Raw genomic sequence first — 14,236 nt, forward strand, 5'->3', positions numbered from 1 at the left:
GGGGTGCCTGTGGACAACCGGTGTGGATAACTTTTCGACCTGTCGGTCGTTGTCCGCCAACCCGCGTCCGAGGCGGTTCGGCCGCATCGGAGGCCAGCGGCTGAAGGTGCCCGCAACGCCGACGCGTGCGGGCGCGGAGGCGGCCCGCGCTGACCGTCAAGGCGGCCCGCAGGGGGTCGATTGGTCACCGCGAACCGGTGTCGCTGTTTCACGTGAAACCGGCGCGGGCGGCGGCCCGCGCGCCGCCGCCCGGGTGCCTTTGGTGGGTCTGACCACAACTCGGGCCCTTCGGTTCACCCGAGGATCACCACGGAGGCGCCGTGCAGGCCACTCAGTGGCTCGCTGTCGCGTCGAGTGGCAGAAGGGGTGGCTCGGGTCGACCCCAGCATTCCGAAGCCTTCTGTGGCCCGTACAGGAGATCGGTCCGTCACCGCGACGTCCACGACCGCACCTGCTCGATCGGCTCCGCACACGCGGGCAGCCGAGCCGTCCGCCCGCGTACTCCGTGTGCCCCTTGGAACGGCGGCGACCCGGATGGGCGATCCGAGGGCAGCGGCGTCCGTCCGGTGCGCCGACCCGCCGAGCGAAGCCGCCGGCTGTTTCACGTGAAACGCGACGACCCCGTAATGCGGAACGGCCGCGCCTCCCGGTGGGGTGGCGCGGCCGTGGGCGAGCGGGCGGGCTCAGTCGCCGCTCTCCTCCTGCTGCACGCCGATGATCCCGACGATCCGCTCCAGGTCGTCCACAGTCGCGAACTCAATGGTGATCTTGCCCTTGCTCCGGCCGATGTCCACCTTCACCCGGGTATCGAACCGGTCGGACAGCCGGTCGGCGAGATCGGTCAGGGCCGGCGCGTGCGCCTTGGGCCGCCGCTTCGCGGCCTGACCCTTCGCCGGGCCGTCGTTCAGCGTCAGGGCCACGATCTCTTCGGTCGCCCGAACCGACAGCCCTTCGGCCACGATCCGCAGGGCCAGCTGTTCCTGCGCCTCTGACTCGTCGAGGCTCAGCAGAGCGCGGGCGTGCCCCGCCGACAGGACGCCTGCGGCAACCCGGCGCTGCACCTGGGCGGGCAGATTCAGCAGTCGGATCGTGTTGGAGATCTGCGGGCGGCTCCGGCCGATCCGGCGGGCCAGCTCCTCGTGGGTGGCCCCGAACTCCTCCAGCAGTTGCTGATAGGCGGCGGCCTCTTCGAGCGGGTTCAGGTTCGCCCGGTGGATGTTCTCCAGCAGCGCATCACGGAGCATGGCGTCGTCGCGGGTGTCCCGGACGATCGCCGGGATGCTCTCCCGGCCCACCGCCTGGGCGGCCCGCCAGCGCCGCTCGCCCATCACCAGCTCGTACTTCTCGTCGTCGAGCTGCCGTACGACGATGGGCTGGAGGAAGCCGACCTCTTGGATCGAGGTCTTCAGCTCCTCCAGCGCCTCCTCGTCGAAGACCTGACGCGGCTGCTTCGGGTTGGGCATGATCGCGTCGACCGGGATCTCGGCGAATCGCGCACCGGGCACCGGACTGAGCACGGGCTCCGGTTCGTGGACTGGTACCCGGGCGGGCACCGCGGAGACGGCGGCGGGAGTGCCCGCACCGTCCGGGCGCTCGTTGTCCGGCTCGGCCGTCGCGGTGCCAGCGGCACCCGGCACCGGCCCGGTCGGGATCAGCGCCCCCAGGCCCTTACCCAGACCGCCCCGAGGACGGTTCTTCATGCCACGCCTCCCAGCGACTTGTCCGCACTACGCATTCCGGCCCACCGGCTCCTTGACGCCCCGCTCGGCGATCTCCTGAGCCGCCTCGAAGTAACTCGTGGCGCCCCGCGAACCGGGATCGTAGGTCATCACCGACTGGCCGTAACTCGGCGCCTCGGAGACCCGGACGTTGCGGGGGATGACCGCTTGGAGGACCTTGTCGCCGAAGTGGTTCCGGACGTCCTGCTCGACGGCGTCGGCCAACCGGGTACGGCGGTCGTACATGGTCAGCAGGATGGTGGAGACGTCGAGCTTCGGGTTGAGGTGCTGGCGTACCAGGTTGATGTTGTTGATCAGCTGGTTGAGCCCTTCCAGCGCGTAGTACTCGCACTGGATCGGGATCAGCACCTCCTGCGCGGCAACCAGAGCGTTGACGGTGAGCAGACCGAGCGACGGCGGGCAGTCGATGAAGACGTAGTCGAACTCGCCCGGGTAGGCGGCGATCGCCCGATCCAGACGCGACTCCCGGGCCACCACCGACACCAACTCGATCTCGGCTCCGGCCAGGTCGATGGTCGCGGGTACGCACCAGAGGTTGGGGATGCCCTCGACCGCCTGTGCCACCTCGACCAGCGGCACACTGTTGATCAGGCAGTCGTACACGTCGGGGATTCCGGTGTGGTGCGGGACGTTGAGCCCGGTCGAGGCGTTGCCCTGCGGGTCGAGGTCCACCACGAGCACCCGGTTGCCGTGCAGGGCGAGCGCCACCGCAAGGTTGACGGTGGTGGTGGTCTTACCCACGCCGCCCTTCTGGTTGGCGACGCACATGACCCGGGTCCGGTCCGGCCGAGGCATGGTCACCTCGCCACTGGGATTCAGGATCTGCACGGCGCGCATCGCCTCCATAGCCAACGGTGGGTCATCCTCTTCGCGCGTCGGGGTTTCACGTGAAACGTACGTGGGGTCGGCCGCCACGGCGGCCAACGACTCGGTCGAAGCGACCGGGGCGTCGGTGACCGCCGGAGCGGCGTCCCGGACGACAGCCGCAGTGGGTTGGTGCGGGACCGCCGGCTCGAATCGAACCGCTGCGGCGGAGTTGCGGCGACCCGAGGTCGATCGCACCTCGGCCACGTTGATCGGTCGACTCGACGCATCCGGCGTTCTGCGCGCACTCGGCGGCTCCGTGAGGGCCGAGCCGTCCGGCCGACCCGCGCCCGACGGCGGGTCGAGCGCCGGCGGCAGATCGCTGTCGGTGGGTCGGTTCGAGGGCCCGGTCGCGCCGGGCGACCAGCTCGGGTAGTCGGTTTCACGTGAAACGGGATCGTTGGTCGACCCGGTCACGCGTGGATCGTCGTACCTGCCGTCGTCATGCACCTGTCATCCCTGCCCGCTTCGGATGGTCGGTCCGCGCCCCGGTCAACTCGGCCGCGTCCACGCCCGCAACCCGGAGCGTACGGCCCACGGGAGCGGTCGGAGACCCGCGACGTCCGTCATCCGCTACACACTATCGACGCGCGGTCAGCCTACGGCGGACGGGCGCGGCCGGTCCACGTCGGGTTCTCATCCCCTCGTCCACCCGTACCGGTACAACGAGGCAACCCGCCGGCCGGAAGCCCGATGGCGCGAAGTGTCAACCTCGGCGGGGACGCCCGCCCCGGGCGCGCTTCTTCGCTGCCGGGCGGGGCGGACCGACCATCCGCTCGCGCACGATCTCCACCACGGTGGTGGGTGGATCGATCACACCGACGCCGCAGAGCTGCACGGTTGCCGCCCCACCGCCGAGTCGCGCCACCACGTCGGCGTGCTCCTCGATCTCGGCGGCGGCGGACGAGCCCTTGAGCGCCAGCAGACGGCCACCCCGAACCGCCAGCGGAAGACTCCAACCGGCCAGCCGATCCAGGGGCGCGACCGCGCGCGCGGTCACCACGTCTCCACTGATCGGCTCCCGGCCGCTCGATCCGCTGGCTGCCTCGTCGGCCCGGCCCCGGAACACCCGAACCGACCTGGCCAGCCCGAGTTGCTCGACGACCTCGATGAGGAACGAGGTCCGTCGGGCCAGCGGCTCGATCAGGGTGACGGTGAGGTCGGGGCGGGCGATCGCCAGGACGAGACCCGGCAGGCCGGCTCCGGAGCCGACGTCGAGCACCGTCGCGCCGGACGGAATCCGCTCGGCGACCGCGGCACAGTTGAGCAGGTGCCGATCCCAGATGCGGGGGGCTTCCCGGGGGCCGATCAGGCCGCGGACCACCCCGTCGGTGGCCAGCAGTTCGGCGTACGCGGCGGCCAGGTCGAGACGGTCGCCGAAGAGGGTGAGCGCGGCTGGTGCCAACTCGGGCGGCAACGCCGCGTCGGCCGGTGACGGGGCGGTGTCGCTGCCCGTCGTGCCAGCGTCGGCGGTGACGGGACTGACAGCGGACGGCCCGGGCGGCGTGCCGCCCGGGCCGGACACGGCTTGCGCCGTGAGGTCGTCGTGGGTCACCCGGTCAGTCCGCCGGCCGTACGACGATGCGCCGGTTCGGCTCCACACCCTCGGACTCGCTCGCCACGCCCGACATGGCGTTGACGACGTCGTGCACGCACTTGCGCTCGAACGCGGACATCGCCTCCAGCCGCACCGGCTCGCCGTACTCCTTGACCTTCTCGACGGCGTTCTTGGCGACCGCGGCGAGTTCCTTGCGGCGGTTCGCCCGGTAGCCGCCGACGTCGAGCAGCAGACGGCTCGGCGTGCCGGTCTGCCGGAAGACGGCGAGGCGGGTCAGCTCCTGGAGCGCCTCCAGGGTGGCCCCGCGCTGACCGACCAGATTCTGCAACCGCTCGCCGACCACTTCGACCATCGGCCGGCCGGCGGCGACCAGCTCGTCGATGTCGCCGTCGTAGTCGAGGATGTCGAGCAGGCCCTCGACGTAGTCAGCGGCGATCTCGCTCTGCCGGAACAGGTCGCCCTCGCCCGCGGCCTTCTTCGCCCGGGTGCCACCGCCAGCGGCGGTGTCGGTGTCGTCGTCCGCCTCGGTGTCGTCGGCTTCGGTGTCGTCGCCGTCCACCGCGAGCGTGGCGGTCTCCTCCTCGTCCACTGACTGCTCGGCGCGGGGGATGCTGGTCTCGGTCACGGTCTCATCTCCGTACTCGCTCGGCCGGACCGTCGGGTCCGACTGGTTTCCCGGGGCCGGCTGGAGGTTGCCGGTGCCCACAGGCACGTCTGTACGGGCAGTGTCGCCCGTGGCCGCGCGGTGCGCGGTCGGTTCCACCCGGCGCCGGCCGTACGGCGGCTGCACGCTGCGGAACGGGCCGCCGCCGGATCACCGGCGGCGGCCCTCACACATCAGCCCTGCCGCTTGGCGGGGCGGCTCTTCTTCGGGTTGTTCACCGGCTTCGCGCCGGGCTTCGGCCCGGCCACCTTGGGTGCTGCCGCCTTGACCGGCACCGGCGGGGCCGCCTTGCCACGACCGAACAGGCCACCGGACTTGGCGGGCTGCACCGGGTTGCGGGAGGTGGCGGGGGCGGCGGTCTTCTTGGCGGTCACCGGCGGCGGGAACTTCCGCAGCACCCACTGCTGCTGGCCGAGGGTGAAGAGGTTGTTGGTGACCCAGTAGATGATGACGCCGATCGGGAAGATCGCGCCGGAGATCAGCAGCGACGCCGGGATGCCGTAGAGCATCAGCCGCTGGATCATCCGCTGCTGCGGGTCCTCCGCCCAACCGGTCTTGAGGATCATCTGCCGGCTGGTCAGGTAGGTAGTCGCGATCATGACCAGAACCAGGACACCAGCAATGATCTTCACAGTGCTGCCGTTGGCGCCGAGGCTGGCCAGCTCGTCGGCGGTGGAACCGAACTTGCCGGCGATGGGAGCGGTGAAGAGCTTCGCCTGCGAGGCGCTCTGGAACTGGTCGACGGTCCAGCCGTAGAGGGTCTTGTTCTGCTTGTCGGGATCGAGCCGGCGCAGCACGTGGAAGAGACCCAGGAAGACCGGGATCTGAAGGAACATCGGAAGGCAACCCATCAGCGGGTTGGCCTTCTCCTTCTTGTACAGCTCCATCATTTCTTTCTGGAGCGTCTCCCGGTCACCCTTGTGCTTCTCCTGAAGCTCCTTGACCTTGGGCTGGAGCGCCTGCATCGCCCGCTGCGACTTGATCTGCTTGACGAAGACCGGGAACAGGATCACCCGGACGGTGACCACCAGGAAGACGATGGCCAGGATCCAGGCGAAGTTGGTGCCGAGCACCGCGCCGACCGGCACCCCGATGGCGTCCCAGGCCGAGTGCCAGGTCAGCAGGATCCACGAAATCGCGTAGTAGATCCAGTCGAGACTCAATTCGGGGCTCCAGTCACATCAGCACGGCGGCGGCCGCCCGGCTCCGGCACCGGGTCATATCCACCAGGGTGAAAGGGGTGGCAGCGCAACAACCGCCGGACCGCCAGCACGGCTCCCCGGAGCGCGCCGTGTCGAGCGACCGCTTCCTGGGCGTACGCACTGCACGACGGGTAGAACCGACAGCGAGCCGGCAGTGCCGGACTTATCCACCGACGGTACGCGATGATGGGCGCGATCAGCACCTTGGCACCGGTTGTCGGCGGGCGAGGACTGGTCTGCTCGGTGTCAGTCATCGGGACCGCCGCTCCCGGGGCGACCTGGCGACCGCGATGGCGGCGTCCAGATCGGTGGCGAGCCGGGAGTACGACGCCTGCGCCGCGGCGGGCAGCGCCCGGACGACCAGGGTGCTGCCGGCGGGCAGGGCGGTCAGCCGTTCCCGGACCAGCGCCCGCAGTCGGCGGCGGACCCGGTTGCGGGTCACCGCGTTGCCGACCGCCTTGGACACGACAAAGCCGGCACGGGAGGGTGCGGACGACTGCTCCGCACTGTTATCCCGTACCGGCTCCGGCGAGGTCGGTGTGCTGGGGTCGACGGTCACCGGCACGGCCAGGTGGACCACGACGGCGCCACGTCCGGCGCGTCGGCCACCGCGAACCGCTGCGGCGAAGTCAGTGCTGCGCCGCAGTCGCTGTGCGGCGGCCAGCACGACTGCCCACGTCCCCTGGACCGGCCCGGTCGGCTCAGGCCGACAGGGTGGTGCGACCCTTGGCGCGACGGCTCGACAGGATGGCACGGCCGGCACGGGTGCGCATGCGCAGCCGGAAGCCGTGGGTCTTCGCGCGCCGGCGGTTGTTCGGCTGGTAGGTGCGCTTGCTCACGTCAGGCTCTCCGTTTTCGTACGCGCCCCGCGCGACGGGATCGCCGGGGTCGTGTGGTGGTCCAGGCCACCGCGACGGTGGCCCACGATCGGTGCTGTCCGGCGGGGCGGGACCTCGGCGGTGCGAGGATGCGACCGCGGACAGCAAGCACCCATCACCCTAGCAGAGGGCGAGAAAGCAGCCGTTCCAGCCTACGCAGGGGGGCAATGGCCGTCAAACACCCCGAGCAGCGGACAACGGGACGCGCCCGAGGTGGGAGGACGGTTTTCGCTGATGCCGACAAGGGTGCCGCCGCGTCGCCGGTTGATGGCGCAGGGACAACGCTGTTACCGTGCCCGATTGCGGTGAGCGTCGGAAGCTCCGGTCGTCGCACAGGCAAGACCGGACAAGGCAGTGAATCGTTCGGCACGGTGAACCCGCTTCAGCGCCCGTTCAGGCAGGGGCAGGTGCCACCCGCGTCCGGCGGTGGCCACAATCGGTCGGTACACAGGCTGTGGATAACTTGTGGATGACCACCGGTCGATCGTCCGGGTGGGTGTTGTTCCACCCGCGAACGCGGCGGGCCCGGGACGGCCGGCTGGCACACAGACAGCGGCGGCCGGGAGCAGAGGCGAGGGGGTGGCACGACGGTGGCCGGTACGACCGACCTTGCCGCAGTGTGGTTAGCGGCGACCGACGAACTCGCCGACGAGATCATCTCCGCCCAGCAGCGTGCCTATCTACGGCTGACCCGGCTGCGAGCGATCGTCGAGGACACCGCGCTGCTCTCCGTGCCGGACGCGTTCACCCGCGACGTGATCGAGTCACGGCTGCGCCCGGCGATCACCGAGGCGCTCACCCGCCGGCTCGGCCGACCGATCCAGGTCGCGGTCACCGTTCGGGTGGCCGAGGACGCCACCGGCCGACCGGCTGGCACCGTCTACCGCAGCGCTCCGGAGGCCGGGCAGCTCGACCTCGACGGCCCGGGGGGCGCGTCGTTCGACGACGACCAGGACGCTCGGCCGTCCGCCGACGCGATGATCCCCGAGCAGTCACCCGCGCCCCGTACGCCCGATCCGGTGGCGCCGCCCGCGCCGGCGGGTCCGCCGCTCGCGCCGACCGTCGACGGGCACCGCTCCGGGCTGATCCCGGCCAGCAGGGACGGGCAGGAGGCGTTGTTCAGCGCCGCCTTCGCCGAGCCCATCCGGCCGAACCGACCGGGCCCGGACCGGCGCGGCTACGACGAGCAGGCGGCCCGCCTGGACCCACCCGGCCCGGACACCCGGCCCTACGAGCCGCGCTACCGGGAAGACTCGGCGTCGCCACGCGACCAGCACGTGATCCGCTCGCTCCCCCGGGACAGCGGAACGGACAGTGGCCCGGGTCGCAGTGCTGTGGACCACCGCAACGGGGGGCGGGACGACCGCCGGTTGCCCGGTGCCGACACCGGTGGCAACCGGCTCAACCCGAAGTACATGTTTGAGACCTTCGTCATCGGTTCGTCCAACCGGTTCGCCCACGCGGCGAGCGTGGCGGTGGCGGAGTCGCCGGCCAAGGCGTACAACCCGCTGTTCATCTACGGGCACTCGGGGCTGGGCAAGACCCATCTGCTGCACGCCATCGGGCACTACGCCACCACGCTCGGCAACGCCCGCTCGGTCCGGTACGTCTCGACCGAGGAATTCACCAACGACTTCATCAACTCGCTCCGGGACGACAAGACCAGCGCGTTCCAGCGGCGTTACCGCGACGTCGACATCCTGTTGATCGACGACATCCAGTTCCTGGAGAACCGCGAGCGCACCCAGGAGGAGTTCTTCCACACCTTCAACACGCTGCACAACGCCAACAAGCAGATCGTGATCACCTCGGACCGGTCGCCGCGCCAGCTCGCCACCCTGGAGGACCGGATGCGAACCCGGTTCGAGTGGGGGCTGCTGGCCGACATCCAGCCGCCGGATCTGGAGACCCGGATCGCGATCCTGCAGAAGAAGGCGGCGCAGGAGCGGATGTACGCCCCGCCGGACGTGTTGGAGTTCATCGCCTCCCGGGTGTCGAACTCGATCCGGGAGTTGGAGGGCGCGCTGATCCGGGTGACCGCGTTCGCCAGCCTGACCCGGTCGACAGTCGAGCTGTCGCTGGCCGAGGAGGTGCTGCGGGACTTCATGCCCGACGGCGCCGGCCCGGAGATCAACGCCGACCAGATCATGGCCTCGACCGCTGACTATTTCGGGGTGAGCCTGGAGGACCTGCGAGGCCAGTCCAGGTCCCGGGTCCTGGTCAACGCCCGCCAGGTGGCCATGTACCTGTGTCGGGAGTTGACCGAGCTGTCGCTGCCCCGGATCGGGCAGGCGTTCGGTGGCCGGGACCACACCACCGTGATGCACGCCGACCGCAAGATTCGTCAGCAGATGGCCGAGCGCCGCTCGCTCTACAACCAGATCGCCGAGCTGACCAACCGGATCAAGCAGAACAGCTGACGGGTACGACCGCCGTCGCGGCGGTGCGCAGCCCGGGACACGCCCGGCCGGATCTCCGGTCGGGCGTCCTTTTTTGGTCAGTCAGCTGGACTCTCGACATGGTGTAGACCACAGGATCGAGGCCGTGACCGCCTCGATCCCCACTCGTTGTCCACAGCTTGTTATCCACCGTCGGTGGATAACTACGGTCCGTCCTCCGCCAGTTACCCACAGGCTGTGGAGAAACCCTGTGCATGAGGCTGTGGACGCCTGGGGACGACGGTCGGGTTATCCACCGATCACCATCAACCTGTGTACGAGCTGTTGAAGGTTCTGGGGATCACGGCAATGGTGATCTTCCCCGCGATCCACAGGCTTGGGGAGAAAGTCGGTGGATTACCGGTGGACAACCGGTGGACGACGGTGGACAACCGGCCGTCGTCGCCGGGCTGTGGACACAGAAGCCGGTTGTCCCCCCGGTTCTCCACAGCCAAATCACCGGTGGATAACCTGTCTGAGCTGCGCAGACCTCGGTTTTCCACAGTTTGCACAGGTGCGATGAAGACGATGAGTTATCTCTTCTAAGAGAACAAAAACCAATCATCACCGTTGGGCTTTCTGTGGATCGGGCCGAACGCTGTCGGATCAGCCGGTCAGCATCGACACGATCCATGGGGTCGGGCGCACAGCCGATGTCCCTGCGCCCTAAGGTGCGATGGGTACCCGCACGGTCGGGCGGGACGGTAGGCAGCGGTCGGCATGAGAGAGTTGTCGCTGACGTCGACGCGGAGGCATTGATGAAGTTCCGAGTGGAGCGCGACGCGCTCGCCGAGGCTGTGGCGTGGACCGCGAAGAGCCTGCCCAACCGGCCGTCCGTACCGGTGCTCGCCGGGGTGATGCTCCGCGTCACCGACGGCAACCTGCGGGTCTCCGGGTTCGACTACGAGGTCTCCAGCCAGGTGACCGTCGAGGTGCAGGGCGACGCCGACGGCGCCGCGCTCGTCTCCGGCCGCCTGCTCGCCGAGATCACCAAGGCGTTGCCGGCCAAGCCGGTCGACATCGCCGCGGTCGGCGCGCACCTCGAGTTGGTCTGCGGCAGCGCCCGGTTCACCCTGCCCACCATGCCGGTGGAGGACTACCCCGCGCTGCCCGAGATGCCGCAGAGTGCCGGCACTGTCGACGCCGCCGCGTTCGCCACGGCGGTTTCCCAGGTGGCCATCGCGGCCGGCCGTGACGAAACGCTGCCGATGATGACCGGTGTCCGCGTCGAGCTGTCCGGCGACACGTTGTCGATGCTCGCCACCGACCGGTACCGGTTGGCGCTGCGCGAGATCCAGTGGCGACCGGACGACCCCGAGGTGAGCATCAACGCCCTGGTGCCGGCCCGCACCCTGAACGACACCGCCAAGGCCCTCGGCCCGCTGGGCGGCGAGGTCACCCTCGCCCTCGCCCAGGGCGCCGCTGGTGAGGGCATGGTCGGTCTCGCGGGCGGCACCCGTCGCACCACCAGCCGGCTGCTCGACGGCGCCAACTACCCGCCGGTGCGGTCGCTCTTCCCGGCCACGCACAACGCCGCGGCCCGAGTTCCGGTCAGCACGCTCATCGAGGTGGTCAAGCGGGTCGCGCTGGTCGCCGAACGCACCACGCCGGTGCTACTCAGCTTCAGCGCCGACGGCCTGGTGGTCGAGGCCGGCGGTTCCGAGGAGGCGCGGGCGAGCGAGGCGATGGAGGCCACCTTCACCGGTGACCCGCTGACCATCGGCTTCAACCCGCAGTACCTCATCGACGGTCTGGCAAACCTGGGCGCTCAGACGGCCGTGCTCTCGTTCGTCGACGCCTTCAAGCCCGCGGTGATCTCACCCGCTGGCGAGGATGGCGAGGTCATTCCGGGGTACCGGTACCTCATCATGCCGATCCGCGTCTCGCGCTGATCGCGCCCAGCAACACCCAGATCCACGGAGGTAGAAACACATGCAGCTCGGCCTAGTAGGACTCGGCCGTATGGGCGGCAACATGCGGGAGCGGTTGCGTTCGGCCGGGCACGAGGTGGTCGGCTTCGACCACAACGCGCAGATCAGCGACGTTACGACCCTTGCCGGCCTGGCGGAGAAGCTTGAGTCCCCGCGCGCGGTCTGGGTCATGGTGCCCGCGGGTGTCACCGACGCCACCATCGACGAGCTCGCCGAGGTGCTCGGCGAGGGCGACATCATCATCGACGGCGGCAACTCGCGCTTCAGCGACGACGCCCCCCGCGCCGAGCGGCTCAATCAGCGGGGCATCGGCTACCTGGACGTCGGCGTCTCCGGCGGCGTCTGGGGCCGGCAGAACGGCTACGGGCTCATGGTCGGCGGTTCCCAGGAGCACGTGGACCGGCTGATGCCGATCTTCAACGCGCTCAAGCCTGAGGGCGAGTTCGGTTTCGTGCACGCCGGCCCGGTCGGTGCCGGGCACTACTCGAAGATGGTGCACAACGGCATCGAGTACGGCCTGATGCACGCCTACGCCGAGGGCTACGAGCTGATGGCCGCCTCGGAGCTGGTGACCAACGTGCCGGGTGTCATCAAGTCCTGGCGGGAGGGCACCGTCGTCCGTTCCTGGCTGCTCGACCTGCTGGACCGGGCGCTCGACGAGGACCCGGAGCTGGCCGACCTGAGCGGCTACACGGAGGACACCGGCGAGGGTCGGTGGACGGTCGACGAGGCGGTCCGGCTGGCGGTGCCGCTGAACGTCATCACCGCTTCGCTGTTCGCCAGGTTCGCCTCACGGCAGGACGACTCGCCCGCCATGAAGGCCGTCTCCGCGCTGCGTCAGCAGTTCGGTGGCCACGCCGTGCACAAGCGCTGAGCGGCGTCCACAACCTGTGTACGTTCACCGGCTGGAACTGGTCGACTTCCGCTCGTACGAGCGGGTGGCCGTCGACCTCCAGCCGGGGGCGAACGTCCTGATCGGCGCCAACGGCGTCGGTAAGACCAATCTCGTCGAGGCGCTGGGCTACGTGGCGACCCTGGACTCACACCGGGTCGCCACCGACGCGCCGCTGGTCCGGATGGGCGCATCGTCCGCGGTGATCCGCTGCGCTGTGGTGCACGACGGCCGCGAGCTCCTGGTCGAGCTGGAGATCGTGCCCGGCAAGGCCAATCGGGCCCGGCTGGGCCGGTCACCGGCGCGGCGGGCCCGGGACGTGCTGGGGGCGCTGCGGCTGGTGCTCTTCGCCCCCGAAGACCTTGAGCTGGTCCGGGGCGACCCGGCCGAGCGTCGTCGCTACCTGGACGACCTGCTGGTCAACCGCCAGCCCCGGTACGCGGGTGTGCGGGCCGACTACGAGCGGGTCGTCAAGCAGCGCAACGCCCTGCTGCGTACCGCGTACCTGGCCCGCAAGACCGGTGGTTCCCGGGGCGGTGACCTCGGCACCCTGGCGGTCTGGGACGCCCACCTGGCCCAGCACGGCGCGGAGCTGCTCGCCGGCCGGCTGGAGCTGGTGGCCGCGCTCAGCCCGCACGTGGCCAAGGCGTACGACGCGGTGGCCGCCGGTCGGGGGGCGGCGAGCATCACCTACCGGCCGTCGATCGAGCTGGCCGAGCCGACCACCGATCGGGCCGCGTTGGCCGAGGCGCTGACGGCGGCCCTGGCCACGTCCCGTTCCGCCGAGATCGAGCGGGGCACCACCCTGGTCGGCCCGCACCGTGACGAGTTGGCGTTGAGTCTCGGCCCGCTGCCCGCCAAGGGGTACGCCAGCCACGGCGAGTCGTGGTCGTTCGCGCTCGCGCTGCGGCTGGCCGGATACGACCTGTTGCGCTCCGACGGCATCGAGCCGGTGCTGGTGCTCGACGACGTCTTCGCGGAGTTGGACACCGGACGCCGGGAGCGGTTGGCGGAGCTGGTCGGCGGGGCGAGTCAGCTGCTGGTGACCTGCGCGGTGGACGATGACGTGCCGGCCGCCCTGCGCGGCACCCGTTACCAGGTCGGCGAAGGGACGGTGCGCCGTGTCGGATGAGCCAGGCACCGAGCGGCCGGCGGCAGGCGACGCCGCGGCTGCGCGTACTCCGAAGGTGGCTGCGGAATCGGCGGGCGGTGAGCCGGCGGCGGCCGCCAGCGGGCCGGAGCTGGCCCGGGCGGTGCTCGACGCGGCGCTGTCCCGGCGGCCGGCGGCGGCCCGCTCCCGGCGTGCGCCCGGCGGTGGCGACGCTGCCGGCGGCTCGGGGCGGCGGTTGCGTGGCTACTCCGGTCCAGGCCCCGACCCGCGCGATCCGCAGCCGCTCGGCGCAGTGCTGAACCGGCTGGTGAAGGCGCGCGGCTGGCAGCAGCCGGCGGCCGAGGCCACCGTGTTCGGCGCCTGGGAGCGGGTCGTCGGCGCCGAGGTAGCGCAGAACAGCCGCCCGGTGAAGTTGGAGAACGGCGAGCTGACCGTGGAGGCCCGCTCGACCGCCTGGGCCACCCAGCTGCGGCTGTTGGCCGGCTCGCTGCTCAAGCAGATCGCCAGCGAGGTCGGTCACAACGTGGTGCGCAAGCTGCACATCCACGGGCCGGCCGCGCCCTCCTGGGGGAAGGGCCCACGCCGGGTGCGCGGCCGGGGCCCACGCGACACGTACGGCTGAGCCGGCGGGTTCAGCCGCGCCGGTCCGCCTCGCGGGCTGCTCGCTTGCGTTCCCGCTGCTCCCGGGTGTGGCGCTTGCGCTCGGCCAGGTCGCGTTTCCACGCCTCGCGGGCCTCGGCCGAACCGCCCTGCACCGCGCCCTGCACCCCTTCGGCGGGGCCGGCGAGGTGCCGGAAGGCCCACCGCATCAGCCGGCCGCCCTCGCCCGGGGCCCTGGTGGCCGCGCCGTCCTCGCTCATCTGCCGCCTCTTTCCGCGTCACGTCGTCTCGCCGGGTCAGGCCCGACCCAGAACAGACCGTTGGGGTACGAATGGTTGGTGCACCAATGATCGGTACGA

At 70.5% G+C, this 14,236-nt stretch carries 13 protein-coding genes and 2 pseudogenes; 6 read left to right on the forward strand and 9 right to left on the reverse strand.

What is annotated here, in order from left to right; translation table 11 throughout:
- Positions 1-683 precede the first annotated feature (683 nt).
- From QSK15_RS00665 to rpmH, 8 genes are all read right to left on the reverse strand, one after another.
- On the reverse strand, positions 684-1,700 hold the full coding sequence (locus tag QSK15_RS00665) for a ParB/RepB/Spo0J family partition protein (protein ID WP_285792432.1): 1,017 nt from the start codon (positions 1,698-1,700) through the stop codon (positions 684-686).
- Between the two features lie 27 nt (positions 1,701-1,727).
- Entirely contained in the window at positions 1,728-2,801 is a 1,074-nt protein-coding gene (locus QSK15_RS00670; RefSeq protein ID WP_377620055.1) for a ParA family protein, read from the reverse strand.
- A 508-nt stretch (positions 2,802-3,309) separates the two neighbouring features.
- Positions 3,310-4,020, reverse strand: a complete 711-nt coding sequence (gene rsmG, locus QSK15_RS00675) for a 16S rRNA (guanine(527)-N(7))-methyltransferase RsmG (RefSeq protein WP_352232169.1) — start codon at positions 4,018-4,020, stop codon at positions 3,310-3,312.
- 142 nt (positions 4,021-4,162) lie between these two features.
- A complete protein-coding gene (locus tag QSK15_RS00680; protein ID WP_285792434.1) occupies positions 4,163-4,786 on the reverse strand; it encodes a Jag family protein in 624 nt (207 codons plus the stop codon).
- A gap of 212 nt (positions 4,787-4,998) precedes the next feature.
- The gene (yidC, locus tag QSK15_RS00685) at positions 4,999-5,988 is read right to left on the reverse strand and encodes a membrane protein insertase YidC (protein WP_285792435.1); all 990 of its coding nucleotides are present in this window, start codon (positions 5,986-5,988) and stop codon (positions 4,999-5,001) included.
- Positions 5,985-6,281 carry a membrane protein insertion efficiency factor YidD gene (gene yidD, locus QSK15_RS00690; protein ID WP_285792436.1) on the reverse strand — a complete coding sequence of 99 codons (297 nt, stop codon included), beginning with the start codon at positions 6,279-6,281 and terminating at the stop codon, positions 5,985-5,987. Before yidD ends, yidC begins: the two co-directional genes overlap by 4 nt.
- Complete coding sequence (gene rnpA / locus QSK15_RS00695; protein ID WP_285792437.1) at positions 6,278-6,694, reverse strand: ribonuclease P protein component; 417 nt, start codon at positions 6,692-6,694, stop codon at positions 6,278-6,280. The genes yidD and rnpA overlap by 4 nt, the downstream gene beginning before the upstream one ends.
- Before the next feature lie 34 nt (positions 6,695-6,728).
- Complete coding sequence (gene rpmH, locus QSK15_RS00700) at positions 6,729-6,866, reverse strand: 50S ribosomal protein L34 (RefSeq protein ID WP_007453904.1); 138 nt, start codon at positions 6,864-6,866, stop codon at positions 6,729-6,731.
- Between the two features lie 629 nt (positions 6,867-7,495).
- Here rpmH and QSK15_RS32575 point away from each other — a divergent pair.
- From QSK15_RS32575 to QSK15_RS00725, 6 genes and pseudogenes are all read left to right on the forward strand, one after another.
- Positions 7,496-7,832: pseudogene (locus QSK15_RS32575) on the forward strand (chromosomal replication initiator protein DnaA); the annotation flags it as partial.
- A 170-nt stretch (positions 7,833-8,002) separates the two neighbouring features.
- Positions 8,003-9,325 (forward strand): annotated as a pseudogene (gene dnaA / locus QSK15_RS00705) (chromosomal replication initiator protein DnaA); the annotation flags it as partial.
- 776 nt (positions 9,326-10,101) lie between these two features.
- On the forward strand, positions 10,102-11,235 hold the full coding sequence (dnaN, locus tag QSK15_RS00710) for a DNA polymerase III subunit beta (RefSeq protein ID WP_196920367.1): 1,134 nt from the start codon (positions 10,102-10,104) through the stop codon (positions 11,233-11,235).
- Positions 11,236-11,275: 40 nt separating this feature from the next.
- The gene (gnd, locus tag QSK15_RS00715; RefSeq protein WP_030331875.1) at positions 11,276-12,148 is read left to right on the forward strand and encodes a phosphogluconate dehydrogenase (NAD(+)-dependent, decarboxylating); all 873 of its coding nucleotides are present in this window, start codon (positions 11,276-11,278) and stop codon (positions 12,146-12,148) included.
- Between the two features lie 16 nt (positions 12,149-12,164).
- Entirely contained in the window at positions 12,165-13,298 is a 1,134-nt protein-coding gene (gene recF, locus QSK15_RS00720; protein ID WP_285792440.1) for a DNA replication/repair protein RecF, read from the forward strand.
- Entirely contained in the window at positions 13,288-13,899 is a 612-nt protein-coding gene (locus tag QSK15_RS00725; RefSeq protein ID WP_502889447.1) for a DciA family protein, read from the forward strand. The genes recF and QSK15_RS00725 overlap by 11 nt, the downstream gene beginning before the upstream one ends.
- 10 nt (positions 13,900-13,909) lie before the next feature.
- On the opposite strand, the gene QSK15_RS00730 is transcribed toward QSK15_RS00725, so the two are convergent.
- Positions 13,910-14,137, reverse strand: coding sequence for a hypothetical protein (locus tag QSK15_RS00730; protein WP_285792441.1), 228 nt, complete (start codon positions 14,135-14,137; stop codon positions 13,910-13,912).
- Between the last annotated feature and the right edge of the window lie 99 nt (positions 14,138-14,236).

It is taken from the genome of Micromonospora sp. NBRC 107095, from assembly GCF_030269705.1.
GTDB classification, from domain to species: Bacteria; Actinomycetota; Actinomycetes; order Mycobacteriales; family Micromonosporaceae; genus Micromonospora; species Micromonospora parva.

What these genes read in the sequence shown, in the direction of transcription:
- QSK15_RS00665 (WP_285792432.1), bottom strand. Translation starts at nt 1,700, where the DNA reads ATGAAGAACCGTCCTCGGGGCGGTCTGGGTAAGGGCCTGGGGGCGCTG.
- yidD (WP_285792436.1), bottom strand. Translation starts at nt 6,281, where the DNA reads ATGACTGACACCGAGCAGACCAGTCCTCGCCCGCCGACAACCGGTGCC.
- dnaN (WP_196920367.1), top strand. Translation starts at nt 10,102, where the DNA reads ATGAAGTTCCGAGTGGAGCGCGACGCGCTCGCCGAGGCTGTGGCGTGG.
- gnd (WP_030331875.1), top strand. Translation starts at nt 11,276, where the DNA reads ATGCAGCTCGGCCTAGTAGGACTCGGCCGTATGGGCGGCAACATGCGG.
- QSK15_RS00730 (WP_285792441.1), bottom strand. Translation starts at nt 14,137, where the DNA reads ATGAGCGAGGACGGCGCGGCCACCAGGGCCCCGGGCGAGGGCGGCCGG.